Below are 20748 nucleotides of genomic sequence, written 5' to 3' on the forward strand. Positions count from 1 at the left end.
CAACCGGCTGGGGCCATGCACGACCATTGGAACCTCGTGGCCGATATCGGCGGCACCAATACGCGGCTTGGCGTTATCACCAATGGTGAGCTGACAGATCTGCACAAATACCCCACCGGCAAGCTGCCCGAATTGCTCGAAGCCTTTCACAGCCTGCGCGACGAGATCGGAACCGACCCACGGGCCGTGGTTGCCGCCGGGGCAGGACCTGTCCGCAACGGTACAATCAGGCTGACCAACGCCCAACTTGATCTGTCAGAGGATGATATCGCTCAGGCAACGGGCGCCCGACATACCTTTGTGATCAACGACTTCACTGCCGCTGCGTGGTCTGTTGCCGAGATTACGGGTGACGATGTCGAAGTTCTGCAGGGGGCTAAGCACCCGCCGACAGGCACACGTCTGGTCGTCGGGCCTGGAACCGGGCTAGGTGTCGGATCGCTGCTATATTCGAATGGCCGCTATCACACGGTGTCCGGCGAAGGCGGCCATATCGGCCTCTCGCCTCGAAATCAGGACGAGGTCGAAATATTCAACGCCGCTCGGCAAGTGGCCCCCGAGTGTTTCTTTGACGACACTCTGACACTTGAGGCGGAAATGTTCCTCAGCGGCACGGGTTTGCCAATCCTCTATCAGGCCATCGAACTGGCAGGGGGTCGGGCAAAGGCCGAGCCCCGAACCGCGCGCGATATCCTTCAGGATGCACGCGACGGAACCGATGCCCATGCCGTCAAGGCCGCGCATATGTTCACCACACATCTAGGCGCGGTCATGGGCGATCTGGCGGTCGTCATGATGCCTTCCGGTGGCGTGTTCCTTGTGGGCGGCGTGGCCGAAAAAAACCGCTGGCTGTTCAAGGACGCCTTCCGAGACGCCTTTGATGCCGGAGGCCGGTTCAGCGAGTTGCGCCGATCCATGAACCTGTATGTCTCGGAACAGGATGAATTTGGCATTGTTGGCGCTAACAATTTCTGTAAAAATGCGCTAAGGCGGTAGTCTGACCGCACGTTTCAGAAACAGAAAGGTCCCGGCATGATCCTATGCTGTGGTGAAGCCCTGATCGATATGATCGAGACGCCCACGATCTCGGGCGAACTGGGGTTTGTGCCCCATTCTGGCGGTGCGATTTTCAACACGGCTATTGCCCTGGGTCGATTGGATACGCCGGTGGGTCTGCTGACCGGGCTTTCGTCTGACATGTTCGGGCAACAGCTTATGACCGCCCTCAAGGCCAGCCATGTTGACTCCGACCGGGTAATCCACTCGGACCGCCCGACAACATTGGCATTTGTACAGCTCAAGGATGGGCAGGCAGCCTACAGTTTCGTCGATGAAAACTCGGCCGGACGGATGTTGACGCCAGAGGATATGCCAACCCATCTGCCCTCGGTCTCGGCGCTGTATCTGGGCGGGATCAGTCTGGCATGCGAGCCTTGCGCAGATGCCTATGCGGCGGTGCTTGACCGCTTTGGATCAGAGCGCGCCGTCATGCTGGACCCAAACATTCGCCCGGATTTCATACGGGATCAGACCCGGTATCGCACCCGGCTGAACCGCATGATTGCGCAAGCGGATATCGTCAAGGTCTCGGACGAAGATCTGGACTGGATCATTCCGGGCCCAGAAAACCTTGCTGAGAAAGTTCCTCTGTTGCTGCAGGCAGGACCTTCGGTGGTGATCGTCACCCGGGGCAGCGAAGGCGCGATCGGGTATCTTGCGGACGGGTCCGACGTTTCTGTTCCCGTAAAAAAGGTCGAGGTCGTCGACACCGTTGGCGCCGGTGACACTTTCAACGCAGGCGTCTTGTCCGCCCTAGATCAATCAGGCCACTTAACAAAACCTGAATTGCGCACATTGCCAGTAAACGCCTTGCGCGCAGCCCTTTCGAAAGGGGCGGAAGTCGCCGCTGTAACCGTCGCGCGCGCCGGGGCAAACCCGCCCTGGGCACATGAACTCTGACCCAACGAAGAAGCCGATGAAACGATCAGACATCAACGAAATCAAATCCGAGGCCGAAGCTTTTATCCGATCCTTTGGGGCAGTGCTGCCGCCGTTTGCGGGCTGGTCGCCCGAGAAAATGCGCAGCGAACAGGCCGCCGGTATCCGTGAACGCGGGCTTGGGTGGGACATAACCGACTATGGCCAGGGTCGGTTTGACGAACTTGGCCTGTTCCTGTTCACCCTACGCAATGGCGATGTCAGCGATCTGAACAAGGGGCAAGGCATGCTCTATGCCGAGAAACTGCTGGTGTCGCGGGACAAGCAGCTTTCGCCGATGCACCGGCACATCGTCAAAGCCGAGGATATCATCAACCGGGGCGGTGGCGATCTGGTGATGGAAATCTACGCCTCAGACCCTCAGGGCGGCATTGACCGCGATACCCCTGTGACCGTGCCTAGCGACAACTGCCCTGTGACGCTTCAACCTGGCGAATTGCTGCGGCTAAAGCCCGGTCAAAGCGTGACCTTGATGCCGGGTATCTGGCACGCGTTCTGGGCGGAAAAAGGCGATTGTTTGATTGGCGAAGTGTCTACCGTCAATGACGACCGAACCGACAACGTCTTCGAACAGCCGATCCCTCGCTTTGCGACAATCGAGGAAGACGCCATCCCGGATTTCCTGCTGGTTGCGGATTATTGACATTGGCGCATAGGCGCGCTGGCACCGGCTTTGAACCCGATAAGCCCCTTTTACTAAATCGGAAAATCAGTCTACCATGGGCGATACTGGCACGCTGATAGTGGTCCGCCGGGAAGGAGCCTGAGCAATGGTGACAAAAGCCGAGCTTGAAGCAGAGATCGCAGAGTTGCGGCGGCAACTTGCCGAGCAGCCAACTGCAAAAAACGCTTCGCCAGATAAAGGGGCTGACGCCCCGCTGCACGAAACCATCGCCGACCGGCTTACAGATAACCTCGAATCCTGGTCCACACAGCTTGACGATATACTTGAGGAATTCGAAGATCTGCCGCACAGAAAATCAATTCTGTTTGCCGCTGGTATTTTTGCCCTAGGCTACATGCTTGGCCGGTCACGCTAGGAGACGCCCATGAGCCGCATATCCCGCAATGTCTCAGTCATTTTGCGCGCTGAACGCTTGATCGCACGCGCACAGCTTGCGATCACCGTGAAACGGGCCGGGTTTTACCTAGCCGCCGGAGTGGCGGTGGGCCTGGCGATCATCATGCTGAATCTCGCCGGATTTTTCTGGCTTTCCGCGACCCTGTCGAAACCCATTGCTGCAATACTTGTTGCGGGGACCAATCTGGTACTTGCTTTGGTTCTGGTTCTGCTCGCCAATTCGATAAACCAACACGGCGATGCCTCGGCCGCAGTCGAACTTCGGGATATGGCGCTGCAAGACATTGAATCCGAAATCAGGGATTCCCTGGCCGAGGTCCAAAACACCGTAGCCGGAATTCGCCGCGACCCGGTTGGCGTACTGGCGCCCGAAGCCATCACGGCCTTGCTGAGCATGCTGCTGAAATACGCCCGGCGCCGGAAAGAAACGCCAAACGAATAAGACCTATTCCAGAAAATTTACCGCAGCCCGCGCGATCACCATCTCCTCATTTGTGGGGATCGTCAGAATCCGGACACGGCTGAAATCCGTGGACAGAACTGTTCCACCATCGGCATTCCTGGCGTGATCCATTTCGATCCCGATCCATCGCATTCCATCACACACCATCTGCCGGATCTGGGCCGCGTTCTCACCAACGCCACCGGTGAAGACAAGCGCATCAATCCCCTCAAGTGCGGCGGACAGGGCGCCAAGCTCTCGCCGGATACGGAAGACGTAATAGTCGATTGCCTTTCGGGCTTCGGGCGTATCAGCGGCCAACAACGTGCGCATATCCGATGATATCCCCGACAGGCCCAGCAGGCCGGATTTTCTGTACAACATTTCGGCAATCTCTTCTGCGGTCATTCCGTCCTGCTGCAGCATATACAGCACGACACCTGGATCCAGCTGACCGCAGCGCGTGCCCATCGGCAACCCGTCAAGCGCCGAGAACCCCATGGTCGAAGCCACAGCGCGCCCACCTGAAACCGCACACATGGATGCCCCGTTTCCAAGATGGGCGATAACCACACGGCCATCATACAGACCCGGTGCCGTTTCTTTCAGCTTGTTCGAAATGTAGTCATAGCTCAGCCCATGGAACCCATAGCGGCGAACGCCTTTGTCATAGTAGCTTTTCGGCAAGGCAAAGGTGTCGTTTACCCACGGATGGGTGCGATGAAACGCCGTGTCAAAACAGGCAACCTGAGTTGTTCCGGGGAAGGCAGCGCTGGCTGCACGAATACCCGAAAGACTGTAGGGCTGATGCAAAGGAGCAAAGGGAATAAACCCTTCTAAAGTGTTGATGACGGTGTCATCCACGCGCACAGGCTCGGAATAGACCGTTCCCCCATGCACTACGCGATGACCTATTGCGCACACATGAATGTCAGGAAGATATTCCCGCGCCATTTCAAGAAATGCGTGGATCGCTTCATCATGGCTTTTGGTGCTCGACAGGGGACGATCTACTGATCTGCCGCCTGCCGACTGGGCCAATAGGCGTGGTGCATCACCTAAACGTTCTATTTGTCCGCGCCACCGCATGCTGGGACGGTTGTCATCAACCAGTTCGTACAGCGCGAATTTCAGTGATGAGGACCCGGCGTTCAGTGCCAGAACATGGTCAGCCATGGAGTTTGCCTTTACTTGCATATGCATGAAGCGCCGCCACCGCGCAGGACGCCAGACGCGAGTCGTCATCATCCGAACGCGAGGTCAGGATAATCGGAGCAGCAGCCCCGACCACGATCCCTGCCGCCTCGGCATGAGAGATGAATGTCAGCTGTTTCGCCACCATATTGCCTGCTTCTATGTTTGGGGCGACAAGAATGTCCGCAGCACCAGCCACCTCGGACGTAATCCCTTTGGTGCGTGCCGCATTCAGATCGACCGCGTTGTCCATAGCCAGGGGGCCGTCAACCAACCCTCCTGTGATCTGACCCCGTTCGGCCATCTTCGACAGCAAGGCGGCATCAACTGACGACGCCATGCGCGGGTTGATCGTCTCAATGGCTGAAAGCACGCCTACCTTTGGGGTCTCAATCCCGATGGAATGTGCCAGATGGATCGCATTCTGAACAATATCAGCCTTGGTTTCGAGGTCAGGGGCAATATTCACGGCCGCGTCAGTGACCATGATCGGACGCGACATCCCCGGAACATCCATAACAAATATATGTGACAGCCTTCGCCCGGTTCTCAACCCGTTTTCGCGGCGCAGAACCGCGCGCAACAAGTCATCGGTGTGCAAATGCCCCTTCATCAGTGTTTGCGCCCTGCCCTCAACCACCAGGTCAACCGCGCGATGGGCGGCGGCTTGGTGGCCATAGGCCTCGATAATTTCAAATCCGGACAGATCGGCACCCAGTGCCTCGGCTGCGGCAGCGATCTTGCCGGGATCACCCACAAGGATCGGCGTGATAATGCTGTTGCTATACCCCAGCAAAGCACCCCCCAATGAGTTTGGCTCTTCAGGTGCAACAACAGCAGTTGGCATCGGGTCAAGGGGTCTGGCTTTCGCCAGCAGCGCTTCGAAATGTCGGTGGCGTTGTACGATAAGTCCCGGCACCTCGATCGAATCGAATTCCATATGCTTTGCGGGCGGCGTGACTCGGACATCTCCGCTCAGGACCAGGGTGCTGTCGCCAACACGCCGAACCTCGGCGGTGCAGATAACATCACCATCGTCAGATTTTTCTGTAACCCGAACAACTGCGGTCAACTCATCTCCGGCCAGAACGACCGCGTGAAACCGCAGATTGGCCGCTCGGGTCTGGGTTCCCGCGCCCGGCAAAATATTCCCCAAGACGGCCGCCACCAGACCGGCGGGCCAAAGCGCAGGGGCCACCGCCTCGGGGTGTCCGTCGCCGTCACCGTCATAGGCCGCCAGATGCAGAGGATTGTGATCCCCCGATGCCGAGGCGAATGCGTAAAGATCGTCAACCGTGCACAATCGTGTCAGCTGGGCTTCGTCTCCGACCTCGAGCTGTGAAAAGGTTCGGTTTTCCTGGATCTTCATTTGGTCAGGCCTTTTTTCAGACGGTGCATCGGCATGCCTCGGAATTGGCGGCGGGTCGGAGCGGGGCATTCTCGGTCACTATTCGACCTGCGCCAAATCCTCCAGATCGGATGACGGATCCATACCTTCGCCAATAACACGTTAACCTACCTCTAGCCGATCCTCTGCTGACGGCAATAGGCCGGACAATGTTTCAACAGCCCAATTTAAAATGATGGTTTGTTCGACAACAGCACTGCCCGGACCCTCCGAAGGAGTACTGCGCCTGAGGTGGCTTGCCATCCACACCGTCAACCAAGAATAGTTTTCACAAATTGCGAGTTAAACTTTTGATTTAAGAACCACTTTTGACATATATACGATCCGGCCAAACACTTTGCCGCCCTTAGACCTGTTTCCACTAGCCAGTAATGCGGGGGCAAAAATGGGACGGGCATTCACGTCTGCACAGGCAAAAACCTGCGGAAGCTGGTATTCAATGCGGCAGACCGGGCATATTGGTCTGATGACCCTGTTTGGGCTACAGCGCCGCTGTCCAAACTCTGTAACGTCCCTGCCCTGTCACCTCGCGGATCAAGCCCCTCCGGCTGAAACGGTCAATGTTGCGCTGAACCGCAGCGCGTGAGGCTTTAGTCAGCTCTTCCGCCAATGGGGCCGAGACCATTGGCCAGGCCGTAAACACGTCGATCAGTCTTGGTGGTGTGCGCCCGCTCAACTCTGCAGTGGTCTCTCTGGCGCGTTGCTCCCAGGCGCTGACCCGGTCCAGGTGCAGCAAGGCGGACAATACCGCCTGCCCTGTTCCCCTGATCCAGGCAGCAAGCTTTTCTAATGGTTCACCAACACCTCTCAACGCACCCGGACCCGACAGAACCAAGGGCATGAACACAGCCCCGCCCCGCCCCATCTTGGCCGCATGACGGGCGGCAATGATTGCAGCCTCGGTATCCTGTCCGATGCCTTGAGACAGGGCCCGCCAGGCATGAAAACCGATGGCGGCCTGCGTCACCGGGTGCAGCCCCTCGGAATTGCGCATGACTTCGGCAAGATCGGCGATGGCTTCGGGGACTTCGTCAATCCCCTGCGCAATACGATCTAAAAAGGCTGTCAGGCCGGTCTCCCACCCGCCATCCGATGGCGCGGCGCCGGATGTTAGCCGCCGTACGGCCCAACCCGCGCGGTACAGGGCCTGCACATCATCCCCGGTTGCACCAATGCGAAGCCCGGTCCAAAGCGCCAGCCGATCAACGCTGATCCGGTCGCCGGTCCACCATCCCAAATCGGATACATCCATCAGCGCCAGCCGGTGTGTCCACCCATCCGGACCGGCGCGCAAACGTTCGTCCAAGGCGCCAAAACTAACTGCCAGATCGGCCAGTTCCAACGACAGATCTGCCTGCGCCGCACGCCAATCCCTGGGATCAAACAAAAGACTGCGGTCGACCCTTGGACCGGGCGGCAGGAAATCCTCGACAGCCTCTTCGTCAGGTGGCAGGAACCACAGATCATCCTCATCAGCGTCGTCATCATCATCATAGATGCTGCGCGGGCCGAGGGGGTCCTCGTCCTCATCCGGATCGGGAATGACGGGTGTGGTGGTCATGTCCGCTATATTTCTGGTATTTCCGCAGGTTCACAAGGCGTTTTTGACGCCACCTCAGCTTGCAAAGGTCGCGGTCAGAATATCCAGCTTACTTTCCAGGTCAGTCTGGTCGCTGTCACCAATCAGCATATAGCCATAACCGTCTTTGGACCAGGTGGCCGTCGCCAACCCGCTGAGCACTGCCTCTTTCAAATCCTTGCTTGGCGCGCCTTCACCCTGACGAATGACACAGAAGGCAAAAGGCTGGCCCTGTTCATTCGCAAAGACCACTTGAACCAACGGTTTGCCCCTGAAGGACAACACCTGCGCACGCTTCAATTCCATCCCCGGCAACGCCTCAAGAGTGTCACGTCTCAAGGATAGACCCAGCTGTGCCTCGGCCTGATCAAACTGAGTTGTCAACGCCTGTTCCGAGCTGTCCATCCCCGCGATCGTGTCCGCCGCATATAGTGATTGATAGATCGCCGCCTGCTCAGCCCACCCCATGGGCTGAGGCCTGGTTACCAAATATGTGGCCGACACAGAAATCACCGCGACAGATGCAGCTACGGCCAACAGGCGCAGAGGACCGCTACTGGTTTGTATCTCGGCATTTGGGTCAGGCAAAACCATCCGGGGCATCTCGGCCGGGACATGTTCAAACACCGCTTGTACCACCGGTGCGAATGGATCAAGCCCCATCAGGCGCGCCTCAAGCTCGGGTTCGGCCGCAACCGCAGCTTCTATCGCCTGGGCCTCGGCTTCATTCACTTTGCCTTCCAGATACGCTTTGAGAACTTCATCGGAAAACTTCATTTGCGACTCCGTCGAACGGCATCTGCCGCCTCATGCTGCATCACGACTTTCAGTTTTTGTCGCGCATTGGACAGCCTGCTCATGATCGTTCCTATTGGCACCTCCAGCAATGCTGCGGCCTCGCGGTAGCTATAGCCTTCGACATAGACCAGCATCACCGTTTCTCGCTGTGCTTCTGGCAACTGCATCACTTGGGTAAACACTTCGGCGGCGAATATATTCGTTTCCGAGTCCGGTCCGGATGCAATCAGCTCTGACTCTGGGGTCAACGACAGTGCCTGCGCTTTTCGGACCGAGCGGGCACGCAGCTCATTCAACCAGATTGAACGGCAGATCGTCATCAACCAACTGTCCAACCGCTCAAATGACGTGACCTGGTGGTGGCGTTCAAGCGCACGCAGGCAAGTGGCCTGCAACAGATCATCGGCCACATCGGAAGCACCCGACAGGGCAAGCCCAAACCGCCAGACGCGCCTCGAATGCGTCTGGATCGCGCCGCGCACGGCCTGCTCGGAACTCAATTCACCGACCATAGTTTGCTTCACGACCTCTATCATTTTCACGAACCAGGTTCGCTGGGTCAGGCCTGACATACCCTGCGCGGGAAAGAAATGGAACTTATGTTGAAAAGGAAAGTACCATGCGGTCTTTGAAATTGCCCGTGATCTGATCGGAAATCCGCAGGCTCTGATTGATACATCCTCACTAGGAACGGAGTCTACATCCAGACAGCCGGATCAAGGAGAGGAGTTTAGGTCGCGAAGATACACGTACATATCCTGCGCACTCTATTTTCTGGATCGTTGTTGTGAAGTCAGATTTCAGGCATGAAGCCGCTTCACGACTGCGCTTCATCTAGGCGTTTGATCTCTGTGCAGATATACTCGGCCAACTTTTGTTGAAATGCTGTGAGGTTCCGGTCTTTTCGTTGAACAAGATAGATCGGAAAGGCCAGCGACATCCCCGGTGTTTTTATCTCTCGTAAAGACCCGTTTTCCAATTCGTCTTTAACAGAAGACCAAAACAGGAATGAGATGCCCGCCCCTGCCCGGACGGCCTGTTTGATGGCTTCGCCATGTCCAAATTCCAGTGTGACATTGCTTCTGATTATTCCATGAGTCATCAGCGCATAGTCTTCGAGATCGCGCCGGGCAGTATTTGCCCTTGCGGTGACAAATGGAAGGTCCTTCAACTTCTCTGGTGTCACCTGATTGCCAACAAAGGTCGTCTTATCTGACCCCGCCAAGATCAATCTTTCATTGTACAACGGCGTTACATCAAGCCCGCGGATTCCGTGAATCTGGTCGACAATCGTCAGTCCAAAGTCACATTCGCCTCTCAATACCTGCTCGCTGGCCAGTTTTGGGCTCGCAACCTGCACTGAAATATCACTCTGTTCGTGGTCCGTTTTGAACTGAGAAACAATGGACGGCAGGATGTATGACCCCAAAGTCATTGACGCGGCGATTGAGGCGTGCCCAACCGCGCCGGATTTGCGGTCCTGAAGTTCCTGCTCAAGCTCTCGTGTCTGCGACACGATTTCCTTGGCCCAGACGTATATGCGTTTCCCATCTTCTGTCAGCGCTATCCGCCGCCCATTGCGCTGCGTAAGCTGCACCCCCAGTTTTTCAGAAAGCGCCTTGATATGCGTAGTTACAACGGGTTGTGCGATGCTGCATTCCTCAGCAGCCCGCGAAACGCTTTCTAACTCGGCGACGTGACAAAACACTTCAAGCTTGTGAAGTGTTAGCTGACTGATGAGTGACCGCATCTGTTGACCCTCGCCCTTGGACTTTTTTTGTTCTGATGAACTTCCACTGTCATATCTATTATATGATATGAATTACCTCTGTACTATATATTTTTCATCAGGCGTCAGCGTTTCTATTTTGCACCCCAACTTGGCTTGGAGATGTAGATGGCTCTTGATCACGACTCACAAAACGACGCTCGGCTAATTGATGCGGCTATTAACGAGTTGGTTTTGGCCAATAGAATTCTTGCGCGTGAAGACGTTATAGACAGTTTTGGGCACGTCAGCGTGCGCCACCCGCTGCGGAAAGATCGCTATTTTCTGTCCCGTTCGCGCAGCCCTATCAATGTGACTCGCGAAGACATCATGGAGTTCACTTTGGAAGGTGAACTTATCGGCGAAGATCATCGTCGGCCATATAACGAACGACACATTCATGGGGCGATCTACAAAGACCGACCCGATGTGAACTCGGTGGCGCATCATCATGCGCGCTCGATCATTCCGTTCACAATGAATGATGTGTCCTTGCGTCCGATCTTTCACATGTCGTCAGTCATTGGCAAAGAAGTTCCGACCTGGGACAGCCAGGACGAGTTTGGTGACACCAACATGTTGGTTGACCGGATGGATATGGGCCACTCTCTTTCGCGCGCGCTTGGGCAAAACAGTGTTGCCCTGCTGCGTGGCCACGGCTGTATCTGTGTGGCTGCAAACATCCGGGCAGTTTGCATGGTTGCGACCGGCCTTAAAGACAATGCCGCGCTGGTTCAGCAGTCGCTGGCGCTGGGTTCCCTCAAACATCTGACAGATGGTGAAATCGACAAAACCAGCGCGATGCTTTTGGGCGACATGCCCCTAGCCCGGGCCTGGGATTACTGGGTGTCGCGTGCGGGCTTCGCCGGCTTGTAACAAAGCCGAGCCGCGCATTTCCGGCAAATGGATATAGCTAAGAGCGTTGCCTGTGTGACCTCTTGCCAAAGTGACTAAGGAGGCAACAGTGCCAATAGAGCCTATTTTGATTGCAGGTGCCGGAATCGGCGGCTTGGCCGCCGCAGCTGGTCTTGCCCGCAAGGGTTTTCGTTCGATCGTTGTCGAACAGGCCCCCATTTTGGGAGAGATCGGTGCTGGTATCCAGATCGGACCAAATGCCTTTCACGCTTTTGACTATCTGGGCGTTGGGGACGAAGCGCGATCCAAGGCCGTGTATGTCGATTCACTGCGTCTAATGGATGCTAAGAACGGGAATGATATTACGACAATCCCACTGGGTGAGGACTTCAGAAAACGTATGGGCAACCCATACGCTGTTGTTCACCGCGCCGATCTGCACTCGGTCCTGCTGGATTATTGCGAAGCAAGTGACCTGATCGACATTCGAACGAACACACTTGTTAGCGGTTACGAACAGGATGGAAAATCCGTCAGCCTCAAGACATCTCTGGGTGTATTCAAAGGCGCTGCGCTGATCGGTGCGGAAGGGCTTCGTTCACCAATCCGAGCCCAAATGATCGGAGATGGCGAGCCCAGAATTTCAGGTCACACCACATATCGAAGCGTCATTCCCACAGAGCAGATGCCTGAAGATCTGCGCTGGAATGCTGCAACATTGTGGGCTGGCCCCAAATGCCACATCGTGCACTATCCGCTGAAGGGCGGGAAGGTTTACAATCTGGTTGTCACCTATCACCGCGACCTGCAGGAGCCTATTGCAGGTCGACCCGTTAGCCGCAAAGAAGTGATGCAGGGCTTTGAACACATTGCCCCCCGAGCGCGTCAGATCATCGAACACGGTCAGGACTGGAAGCTTTGGGTGCTTTGTGACCGCGATCCGATTTCCAACTGGCGCGATGGTCGCGTGGCTCTCTTGGGCGATGCGGCTCATCCAATGCTGCAGTATTTTGCTCAGGGCGCATGTATGGCGCTCGAGGATGCTGTCTGCTTGTCGCATTGCATGGAAAACTATGGCGACAACATCGAGAACGCGTTGGAAACCTACCAGAACCAACGCCGGGTTCGGACGGCACGTGTTCAGATGAACTCGCGCCTGATCGGCGACTATATCTATCACCCGGACGATGCGCAGGCCGCCGTACGCGACCACGTAATGTCGAACATGACACCCGACGAATGGTGCGACCAACTTCATTGGTTGTACGGATCGAATGGACTTGAAAATTAAAGGATAACAGATGGGCTACGTTTTCCCCCCTCAAAACACCGTAACCCTTCCGGTAGCTGGCAGCGATGATCGTCTGCCAGTGCGCCGTATTTTGTGCGTCGGCCGGAACTATGCGGCACACGCACGCGAAATGGGTAAAGACCCTGACCGCGATCCGCCGTTCTTCTTTTCGAAACCCGCTGATGCAGTGGTTATGGACGGCGAAACCGTCGCATACCCGGCTGAGACCGCCAATTTCCACTACGAAGCGGAATTGGTCGTTGCGATCGGCAAAGAAGGTCGCAACATTCCAATGAACAATAGCCTCGATCACGTCTGGGGCTACGCTGTCGGCAATGACCTGACCCGCCGGGACCTGCAGCTTGCAGCCCGGGAACAAGGACGCCCCTGGGACATGGGTAAGTCGTTTGACCGCTCGGCCCCGATTGGCCCGATCCACCCGGTTTCGGCCGTTGGCCACCTGTCAACCGGGGAAATCAAGCTGACCGTCAACGGAGAAGTTAAGCAGCAGGCTGATCTTTCGGAATTAATTTGGTCCGTTCCCGAAATCGTTTCGATCCTGTCCAGCTTCATCGAGCTAAAACCAGGCGACCTGATCATGACCGGCACGCCGGCAGGTGTTGGATCGATGGATCCTGGTGATGTCTGTGTCGTCAGCATCGAAGGGCTGGGGCACATCACCACAACAATCGGGGCCGCTGAATGAACTTTCAGCTGCATAACTTCTTCAGGTCTTCAACATCGACGCGTTTGCGTGCGGTGTTGAACCTGAAAGGGTTGGACTACGACTATATCGCCTATGTTCTTCGCACGGGCGAAACCAGAAGTCCCCAATATCTGGCTATGAACCCCCAAGGGTTGGTTCCTTCCCTTGTACGGGAAGATGGCACGGTCATGACCCAATCCCTTGCCATCATCGAATGGCTGGATGAGGTTTTTCCCGAACCTGCACTTTTGCCTTCCGATCCGGACGGAAAGGCGCAGGACCGTGCGCTTGCCTATATGATTGCATGTGACATCCATCCGCTGAACAACCTGCGCGTATTGCAATATTTGGGCAGTGAATTCGATGCGGATGAGGAAAAGCAGAAAAGCTGGTTCACACATTGGGTGAAAACCACGCTTGGTGCGTTTGAACAGACGCTGGCGTCTCAGGAACAACAATCAATCTATTGCTTGTCCGACACACCCGGATTGGCCGATGTCTGTTTGTATGCGCAAATCTGGAACAATAAGAGATTTGGCATCCCGATGGATGATTGGCCAAACATATTGCGAATTTACAAAGCATTGGATGCACTTTCTGCGTTCCGAAATGCGGCGCCACCGAACCAGCCCGATGCAGCATAATGAAAGACTTTAGGAGACTGTTTTGAGTTCCGATACCAGCCACGAGAACGTTGAGCATTCAATGCAGCCCGAAGACAGCCCCGAGCTGCGCAAATTGTACAAGAACTTTGAGGACGAGCATATCATTCCGCTCTGGACTCAGCTTGGGGATTTGATGCCCATGCATCCCAAGCCGAAGGCCGTTCCTTATGTTTGGAAGTGGCAAACGATCCTGCCTCTGGCAGAGGCGTCTGGTGATCTTGTCCCCGTCGGTCGGGGTGGCGAGCGTCGCGCGTTGGGATTGGCCAATCCCGGCCTTGGCGGCAACGCATACATAACCCCCACGCTTTGGGCAGCGATCCAATACTTGGGCCCCAAGGAAACCGCGCCTGAACACCGCCACTCACAAAATGCGTTTCGTTTCGTTGTCGAAGGCGAAGGGGTTTGGACCGTTGTCAATGGCGATCCGGTTCGAATGAGCCGCGGAGACCTGTTGCTGACACCAGGTTGGAACTTCCATGGTCATCACAACGATACCGACAATCCCATGGCCTGGATTGATGGTCTGGACATTCCGTTCAGCCAACAAAACGATGTCGGATTCTTCGAGTTCGGATCGGATCGGGTAACCGATTATGCGACGCCGCGGTTCTCACAAGGAGAGCGTCTGTGGTGCCACCCAGGTCTGCGGCCATTGTCGCAACTGCAGAACACCGTTTCGTCGCCAATCGGCGCATATCGCTGGGAGTTCACGGACCGGGCGCTGACAGAACAGCTTTTGCTGGAAGACGAAGGAAACCCGGCAACCATAGCGCCGGGCCACGCCGCGATCCGATATGTGAATCCAACGACCGGAGGCGATGTGATGTCGACAATCCGGTGCGAATTCCATCGTCTGCGTGAAGGAACAAATACCCAGACACGACGCGACGTCGGATCAACCGTGTTCCAGGTATTCGAAGGCAGTGGTGCGGTCATCATAAACGGTGAACGTCGCGCGCTGGACATCGGCGACCTGTTTGTGATCCCGTCCTGGGTTCCATGGGCCTTGGAGGCGGAAACACAATTTGATCTTTTCCGTTTTTCGGATGCTCCAATTATGGAACGGCTCAACTTCGCGCGCAGCTACGTTGAAGGCCAAGAGTGACCGATAAGGCACGGCAAGACCACCGAGCAAGAATGGGTTCTGGCGCCAGATTTGATTCAGATCTGGCACCAAAGCAAGACTTGCTTCTAGCCCGCCGCGGCACCGCATTTTTTGCACGCTTATTAAATGATCTACCCGATACCGCTTTATCAGCGGACAGCACTGTGCCTGGTTGGCAGCGGCGCCATGTCATTGCTTCAGTCGGTTTGCACGCCCGGGAAATGTGCGAAACGATTGAACGTGTTCGATCTGATAGCCCCAGCTTTGAGACAACGGTCCCTGGGCGAAATGACATACATGAATACGCAACAATTCCAGCCCGCGCGCTTCATCATCTCTTCAGCCACGCGGCCGTTCACTTAAATGTAGTTTGGCGTGACTTAACTGATTTCGAATGGGGAATGTCCGACCCTCGGACCTCAATATCGGACACGCCTTCCGAACGTGCAAAGGTCATATGGGGCGCGGCGCTTGAGTTGAATGTCGGGGCTGACTCCGCTCTATTTCCAGATCAGGCCCGGGCCCTTTTGGAAGAGCGCCATCACCAATAGACGGCGAGTGGATCCGCCTGAATATCGCTTCTGATCGCTGGGCGTGAATGCACATCAAAACAGCGACGAATGCCCATTCGAATTCAATCTTTGCGAGAGCTATGAGTGCTAGATAGCAATTCGAATCTCTCGCTTTGCATCCCCCAAAAGGCGTCAAAGTTTCTCTTTTGGTTGTCAATCCTGACGAACTTCAACCCCAGTTTGAAAATCTATGACAGAATTGTCATTTTAAAGGAAAAGCACTGTGTTTTAGTACGTGTTTTCTTTGTATTTGGGAATTCTGTACTCTATAAGCTTCCCAATACTCATATTTAGGGATTTCTAGGGAGGACCTCATGAATACCAAGACACCACTAATGGGCATGGCCTTGGCGGCGTGCGCTACCATGGCAATGGCAGAAGAACAGGACACTCAGGATGGCGGCCAGCAGGGCCAGCTACCGGTTGGGATTGCTGCGATCTACAACCTTGGCGGGTCTGGCTTGCTGGAAAGCTATCTGTCGAATGAACCGTTTGGCATAGCTCAGACAAGGATTGGGGTCGCGCGCGCTGTTACCGGTGTCGCGCATGCAGGAGGGCCAACATCCGGATATGAGACGTCACCTGTCTCGGGGATCATTGATATTCATGCGTTGAAGATGATCGGGCCGGATTCCTTCATTCGGTTTTCGACTGAATACGTCGCCACAGATGGTGATGGCAGCATCGTCGTGGTAGACGCCGACACCATTCGTCTCGATGCTCAGTACGTCAAATTTTTTGATGTGAATACGATGCTTGCATTCGGCGCCTTTTACGAAAACACCGACATCGAAAACATTGGCGTTGCCGATTTGACCTATGGCGGATGGGGTCTGCGCGCGGATGCCTTGAAGCAATTCAATCCAAATTGGGGCATGTCAGCTCGGATGGAATACATGTTCGGCGAGACTGATATCTCGCTGCCGGTAAGCCCAACAGCCACATTGACCCAAAACCAGGACGATGATCGCCTGTACATCCAATCTGAACTTGTCGGCCGGTTTGATAAGTCAGACTTGAAATGGTTGCCCCAAGGATGGGTGTTGAACCCAATCTTTGGCGTTTTGTACCAACGGGCATGGATCGAAGAGACTGCTGACAGCTTTGGCAATCTGGCGTCAGGTGTCGATGGTCCGGACGAGACCTATAGCACAATCTGGGCCAAGGCCAGGATCTCAAAAGAGCTGAGACCTGGAACTTGGTCACCCAAGGCAACATTGGGCCTTGAACATGAGTTGGTCAACGACTTGGATGAGTACCTTGACGAACCGACCTACGGTGTTGTCGGGCTGGGGATTACGCATCTGACGAATTCCGGCGGCTATTTCGACCTGACATATTCCGGTCGCCTCGGCCTGAACGGTGTGCGCCGGCAAAACGGGCTCACTTTTGCCTTCACCAAGGCGTTCTGATCTATCGAAAAAATGGGCGGCACATCTGTGCCGCCCATTACCCAAGTACAACAGCATTCAAAAGCTGCAGAAGAAAGCCAGCCCTCATAGACGATCCGGCGGCTACTTTTGATAGGCTGTATGTTCTCGTCACCCAGTTCTAGTGCTCTGAATCTTGTAACGTATGAAGCACGCGTTGCATCAGGCGCACAAATTGCTCCCGTTCGTCCGGAGCAAGGTCTTTCAATGCCAAATCGTTGACTTTCGTCGCAGCTTCGTAGGCATCATCGCGGATCGATTTGGCTTTATCTGTCAGAAAAATGAACTTTGCGCGGCCATCTGTCGGGTGATGTTTACGCGAAATCAAACCATCACGTTCCATTCTGTTCAACGTGTTCGCCATAGTCGCCTGCTCGATGTCCAGCTTGTCGACAAGTTCCTTCTGCGTCTGCCCATCCTTCTGCCACAGCGCAAGTAATGCGGGGAATTGTCCCGGCACTATGCCCAAAGGTTCAATACGTCTGCGCAATTCCTCAAAAAACAAACGAGCCAAATGGTTTATGAGGTACCCGGGCGAAGACGTGTGATCAAATTCCATAGAACCTTTTAGATTTGCATAGCGGTGGATGCAATGATATATAGCAGGCTATGCACAGCCAAATGTACGACACGCGCAACTGCATAGAAGGACTATCCAGATGAAAACCCGCATCCATGCCACCGCCGGTGGCATCGCGTTTCTAACAATTTTGACATTTTGGACGTCGAGTGTTTTTTCAGAACTGTTCCTTGATCATGAAGCCATTGCATCGGTGAAGACCATGATTTTGCGGGGTATGTTTATCCTGATTCCCGCGATGATCGTTGCGGGCGGCTCTGGTATGGCGCTTGGGAAAAACAGGACAGACCAGCTGGTGTTGGGCAAGAAAAGGCGCATGCCGTTCATTGCCGGAAATGGAATTCTCGTCCTTATCCCATGTGCATTTTTCCTTTCCAGCAAGGCCTCGGCAGGAGAATTTGACACTGTGTTCTATGTCGTACAGGCCGTCGAACTTCTTGCCGGTGCAACCAACCTCAGCCTGCTGGGGATGAATATACGGGATGGGCTGCGTATGACCGGCAATATCGGCGGCGGTTCTAGCGTTGCGGACAATACCGCAACGATCCGCGGTCTTCCGGATGGCCCCCTTCTGGCTAGAGAGATCCCCAGATTGACCGATGCTGACGGTTCCGATGTAGCCGTGAAAAAATCTTTGGCCTTGTGTCGTTGCGGAGCGTCAAAGTCCAAGCCTTACTGTGACAGTTCACATACTGGTATTGGCTTTAGTTCAGCGGTGTCCAAGGATCGAACCCCGGACAAGCTGACCGCCTATCAAGGCAAGGATATCACAGTTCACTACAATCGCCTGTTGTGTTCCCATGCGGGGGAATGCGGCCGCAGATTGAAGTCTGTTTTCGACTCGAGCAGAAAGCCATGGATTGAGCCTGACAATGGCGACGCCAACGCAATTCGCGAAATTGTTGCAGCCTGCCCTTCCGGCGCGTTGTCCTGGAGCGAACCAGGTGGCGAGCCACAGCACCCCAGCGTCGACAACCCCGGCATTACAATCGAGCGTAACGGACCCTTTCGGGTAACCGGAGTTGACTTGCAGGATGTTCAGTGGGCTGAGGGCGCGTCATCCAATAAATACGTCCTTTGCCGGTGCGGTGCCTCCAAGAACAAACCATTCTGCGATGGGTCGCATGTCGACATTGGCTGGGAAGACAGCGCTGAGTGATCTCGATATTCAACTGAGGCAATCGAAATGAAAAGTACAACAACGTCTTATGGGACTGTTGCAATCACTCTGCATTGGCTCAGCGCAGCATTGATCATTGCGCTGTTTGCAAGCGGGTTTCGGGCGGCGTCCATTGATGTCAGCGCCGCGAAGGCAGGGGTTCTTTCAGTCCATGTCCCAATCGGTATTTCGGTACTGTTGCTCACACTTATCCGTATCGGGTGGTGGATGTTTGCTGATCAAAAGCCCGCCCATTTGGAAACTGATCCGGCTTGGCAGGTGTTTATCGGCAAAGCGGTTCATCTCCTGCTCTATATCGTTACCTTGGGTATGGTCGCCAGCGGCATAGGCATGCTCGTGATGTCTGGCGCCGGGACTATTCTATTCGGCGGATCAACTGCACCGTTACCTAACTTCTTCGACTATCCGCCACGACTTGCACATGGGGCCGGTGCGCGGTTTCTGCTTGTTTTGCTAGCGCTTCATGTCGTTGGCGCGCTTTACCATCACTATGTCAAAAAAGACGGCACTTTCGGGCGCATGTGGTTTGGTCAAAGTTAACTAACTGATTGGGGCGCGGTGCGATTTAGGCCGCGTCTCAATATCTAGCTCGCGTGCCATTTGCCTTGATAGCTTTGGTAATAAGAGCAACAATTTGCTGCTGCTCAGTATCGCTTAGCCCCTCCAGTATTAACTCGTTTTGCTTGCTTGCCCGCTTCAGCGTTGGCTCTTTCAAAGACTTACCATGCTCTGTCAGCCATGTTTGTCGGATGCGCCCATCTTCTGTATCTCGCAGACGGATGATCAGGCCGTCTCGCTCCATCCGAGCCAAAGTATAGGCCATTGTTGCCTGTTCGATCCCGACACGCTCAACCAGTTGTTTTTGCGTCAGGCCGTCGTCTTCCCATAGGTGCACCATGATCGGGAAAACACCTGTTGAAAGGCCAAGAGGCTTTATTTGCTCTTGCAGCGCGTTCGCAAACAGGCGCGCGAGGTGATTAATCAGATATCCCGGAGAATTCTCTCGTGAAAAGGTCATATTCCTTCGATTCTTTTACATAGTAGACTATACATTTATTGTATAGCTTGCTATATGTGTTCTGGCAATGAGTCGTTTCACATAAGACTCACACCATTAAACATAGCTTACTATGTTATTATGCGAGAAAGGAGACTTCAGATGACTAAGAAAATTCACCCGATTGCAGGCGCCCTTGCCTTTCTTATGATCGCCAGTTTTTGGCTTTCCACTGTGATCGTCGAACTCTTTGGCACCGAAGCACAGATCATCGCGGTCAAAACGACAATACCTTGGGGCTTCTTAATTCTCGTCCCGGCAATGGCCGCTGTTGGCGGCTCGGGCTTCACCCTTGCAGGCAAGCGTCGCGGCGGGGTGCTTGGGGACAAGGCCCGCCGGATGCCAATCATCGCCTTCAACGGCATAGCGATCCTGATTCCTGCAGCCCTTTTTCTGGCCGCTAAAGCGAAAGCCGGAGAACTCGATAGTACCTTTTATCTGGTGCAAACTCTCGAGCTGGTCGCCGGTGCGACGAACCTCACGCTAATGAGCCTTAGCATGCGCGACGGTCTTCGCATGAAAGGTCGACTTCGTCATCGGAAGGTAAAAGCATGATGTCCGTGACCCGCACGGCGGAAGCGATCACAATCATAGCCTCGGGCATGTTTGCCGGGTCGATGCTGTTTATCGAAATGACGCTTGGCGGCTATTGGCAAAGCCTTGACCCGCAGCAGTTCCTGGACTGGTTTGCTGTGAACAACGTTTTCATCCAGCGAACCATACCCTTGGTATCGATGCCGGCTCTTCTCGGCTCGATTCTCTGCGTGGCTTTGTTTTGGCGAAGCCCCGCTCGTGGAATGTGGATTGCGGCGCTACTCAGTTGGATGATCGTGGCGATCCTGACATTCGCATTCTTTGTTCCGACGAACACGGCTTTTGCCTCTGGGGGTATGCCAACAGCTGAAGTTGCTGACACGCTGGAGCTTTGGCTGCAGGTGCATTGGCTTCGGATCATCTGCGGGATTGCCGCAACTGTCTTCGCTTATCTGGCAATACGACGAGCTTAAAATCTCGGCACTGACCAAAGGAACCTAAGACG

At 54.9% G+C, this 20748-nt stretch carries 24 protein-coding genes; 16 read left to right on the top strand and 8 right to left on the bottom strand.

Features of this window, described 5'->3' with window-relative positions; all coding sequences use genetic code 11:
- Positions 1 to 15 precede the first annotated feature (15 nt).
- The 5 genes from AC2FLB_RS08400 (at position 16) to AC2FLB_RS08420 (ending at position 3521) form a co-directional block, all read left to right on the top strand.
- A complete protein-coding gene (locus AC2FLB_RS08400) occupies positions 16 to 996 on the top strand; it encodes a glucokinase (RefSeq protein WP_496709137.1) in 981 nt (326 codons plus the stop codon).
- 36 nt (positions 997 to 1032) lie between these two features.
- Positions 1033 to 1959, top strand: coding sequence for a carbohydrate kinase family protein (locus AC2FLB_RS08405; protein WP_496709042.1), 927 nt, complete (start codon positions 1033 to 1035; stop codon positions 1957 to 1959).
- Positions 1960 to 1975: 16 nt separating this feature from the next.
- Positions 1976 to 2641, top strand: a complete 666-nt coding sequence (locus tag AC2FLB_RS08410; RefSeq protein WP_496709043.1) for a D-lyxose/D-mannose family sugar isomerase — start codon at positions 1976 to 1978, stop codon at positions 2639 to 2641.
- Between the two features lie 127 nt (positions 2642 to 2768).
- Positions 2769 to 3038, top strand: coding sequence for a hypothetical protein (locus tag AC2FLB_RS08415; RefSeq protein ID WP_496701956.1), 270 nt, complete (start codon positions 2769 to 2771; stop codon positions 3036 to 3038).
- A gap of 9 nt (positions 3039 to 3047) precedes the next feature.
- A complete protein-coding gene (locus tag AC2FLB_RS08420) occupies positions 3048 to 3521 on the top strand; it encodes a hypothetical protein (RefSeq protein WP_496709044.1) in 474 nt (157 codons plus the stop codon).
- Between the two features lie 3 nt (positions 3522 to 3524).
- Here AC2FLB_RS08420 and AC2FLB_RS08425 read toward each other — a convergent pair whose 3' ends face one another.
- The 6 genes from AC2FLB_RS08425 to AC2FLB_RS08450 form a co-directional block, all read right to left on the bottom strand.
- Complete coding sequence (locus AC2FLB_RS08425; protein ID WP_496691380.1) at positions 3525 to 4697, bottom strand: acetate/propionate family kinase; 1173 nt, start codon at positions 4695 to 4697, stop codon at positions 3525 to 3527.
- Positions 4690 to 6084, bottom strand: a complete 1395-nt coding sequence (locus AC2FLB_RS08430) for a bifunctional enoyl-CoA hydratase/phosphate acetyltransferase (protein WP_496691381.1) — start codon at positions 6082 to 6084, stop codon at positions 4690 to 4692. Before AC2FLB_RS08430 ends, AC2FLB_RS08425 begins: the two co-directional genes overlap by 8 nt.
- 520 nt (positions 6085 to 6604) lie before the next feature.
- Positions 6605 to 7684: a helix-turn-helix domain-containing protein gene (locus AC2FLB_RS08435; RefSeq protein ID WP_496709045.1), complete on the bottom strand. Its 1080-nt coding sequence runs from the start codon at positions 7682 to 7684 to the stop codon at positions 6605 to 6607.
- Between the two features lie 54 nt (positions 7685 to 7738).
- A complete protein-coding gene (locus AC2FLB_RS08440; protein WP_496691383.1) occupies positions 7739 to 8479 on the bottom strand; it encodes a hypothetical protein in 741 nt (246 codons plus the stop codon).
- Positions 8476 to 9072 carry an RNA polymerase sigma factor gene (locus AC2FLB_RS08445; RefSeq protein ID WP_246097204.1) on the bottom strand — a complete coding sequence of 199 codons (597 nt, stop codon included), beginning with the start codon at positions 9070 to 9072 and terminating at the stop codon, positions 8476 to 8478. The genes AC2FLB_RS08440 and AC2FLB_RS08445 overlap by 4 nt, the downstream gene beginning before the upstream one ends.
- Before the next feature lie 245 nt (positions 9073 to 9317).
- Positions 9318 to 10250 carry a LysR family transcriptional regulator gene (locus tag AC2FLB_RS08450; RefSeq protein WP_496709046.1) on the bottom strand — a complete coding sequence of 311 codons (933 nt, stop codon included), beginning with the start codon at positions 10248 to 10250 and terminating at the stop codon, positions 9318 to 9320.
- Positions 10251 to 10397: 147 nt separating this feature from the next.
- On the opposite strand from AC2FLB_RS08450, the gene AC2FLB_RS08455 reads away from it, so the two are divergent.
- From AC2FLB_RS08455 to AC2FLB_RS08485, 7 genes are all read left to right on the top strand, one after another.
- Positions 10398 to 11144 (top strand): class II aldolase/adducin family protein, encoded by a 747-nt coding sequence (locus AC2FLB_RS08455; protein ID WP_496705200.1) that lies wholly within the window; start codon positions 10398 to 10400, stop codon positions 11142 to 11144.
- Positions 11145 to 11232: 88 nt separating this feature from the next.
- On the top strand, positions 11233 to 12414 hold the full coding sequence (locus AC2FLB_RS08460; RefSeq protein WP_496701968.1) for a 3-hydroxybenzoate 6-monooxygenase: 1182 nt from the start codon (positions 11233 to 11235) through the stop codon (positions 12412 to 12414).
- A gap of 10 nt (positions 12415 to 12424) precedes the next feature.
- A complete protein-coding gene (locus tag AC2FLB_RS08465; protein WP_496701970.1) occupies positions 12425 to 13120 on the top strand; it encodes a fumarylacetoacetate hydrolase family protein in 696 nt (231 codons plus the stop codon).
- Complete coding sequence (maiA, locus tag AC2FLB_RS08470; RefSeq protein ID WP_496709047.1) at positions 13117 to 13764, top strand: maleylacetoacetate isomerase; 648 nt, start codon at positions 13117 to 13119, stop codon at positions 13762 to 13764. Before AC2FLB_RS08465 ends, maiA begins: the two co-directional genes overlap by 4 nt.
- A gap of 22 nt (positions 13765 to 13786) precedes the next feature.
- On the top strand, positions 13787 to 14890 hold the full coding sequence (locus tag AC2FLB_RS08475) for a cupin domain-containing protein (protein ID WP_496709048.1): 1104 nt from the start codon (positions 13787 to 13789) through the stop codon (positions 14888 to 14890).
- Between the two features lie 32 nt (positions 14891 to 14922).
- Entirely contained in the window at positions 14923 to 15441 is a 519-nt protein-coding gene (locus tag AC2FLB_RS08480) for a maleylpyruvate isomerase N-terminal domain-containing protein (RefSeq protein ID WP_496709049.1), read from the top strand.
- Between the two features lie 335 nt (positions 15442 to 15776).
- Positions 15777 to 16874 carry an autotransporter outer membrane beta-barrel domain-containing protein gene (locus AC2FLB_RS08485; protein WP_496701976.1) on the top strand — a complete coding sequence of 366 codons (1098 nt, stop codon included), beginning with the start codon at positions 15777 to 15779 and terminating at the stop codon, positions 16872 to 16874.
- 139 nt (positions 16875 to 17013) lie between these two features.
- On the opposite strand, the gene AC2FLB_RS08490 is transcribed toward AC2FLB_RS08485, so the two are convergent.
- A complete protein-coding gene (locus AC2FLB_RS08490; protein WP_496697133.1) occupies positions 17014 to 17451 on the bottom strand; it encodes a MarR family winged helix-turn-helix transcriptional regulator in 438 nt (145 codons plus the stop codon).
- Between the two features lie 100 nt (positions 17452 to 17551).
- Here AC2FLB_RS08490 and AC2FLB_RS08495 point away from each other — a divergent pair, with 100 nt between their 5' ends.
- Together AC2FLB_RS08495 and AC2FLB_RS08500 are read left to right on the top strand one after the other, a co-directional pair.
- Positions 17552 to 18631: a CDGSH iron-sulfur domain-containing protein gene (locus tag AC2FLB_RS08495; protein WP_496709050.1), complete on the top strand. Its 1080-nt coding sequence runs from the start codon at positions 17552 to 17554 to the stop codon at positions 18629 to 18631.
- Between the two features lie 27 nt (positions 18632 to 18658).
- Entirely contained in the window at positions 18659 to 19192 is a 534-nt protein-coding gene (locus tag AC2FLB_RS08500; RefSeq protein WP_496709051.1) for a cytochrome b, read from the top strand.
- 37 nt (positions 19193 to 19229) lie between these two features.
- Here AC2FLB_RS08500 and AC2FLB_RS08505 read toward each other — a convergent pair whose 3' ends face one another.
- On the bottom strand, positions 19230 to 19670 hold the full coding sequence (locus AC2FLB_RS08505; protein ID WP_496709052.1) for a MarR family winged helix-turn-helix transcriptional regulator: 441 nt from the start codon (positions 19668 to 19670) through the stop codon (positions 19230 to 19232).
- Between the two features lie 141 nt (positions 19671 to 19811).
- Between AC2FLB_RS08505 and AC2FLB_RS08510 the strand changes: the two genes are divergently transcribed.
- Both AC2FLB_RS08510 and AC2FLB_RS08515 read left to right on the top strand, forming a co-directional pair.
- Positions 19812 to 20264, top strand: a complete 453-nt coding sequence (locus AC2FLB_RS08510; RefSeq protein WP_496705209.1) for a hypothetical protein — start codon at positions 19812 to 19814, stop codon at positions 20262 to 20264.
- Entirely contained in the window at positions 20264 to 20716 is a 453-nt protein-coding gene (locus AC2FLB_RS08515) for an anthrone oxygenase family protein (protein ID WP_496709053.1), read from the top strand. The genes AC2FLB_RS08510 and AC2FLB_RS08515 overlap by 1 nt, the downstream gene beginning before the upstream one ends.
- Positions 20717 to 20748: the final 32 nt, after the last annotated feature.

The sequence above is a fragment of the Ruegeria sp. CDSA236 genome, from assembly GCF_059611285.1.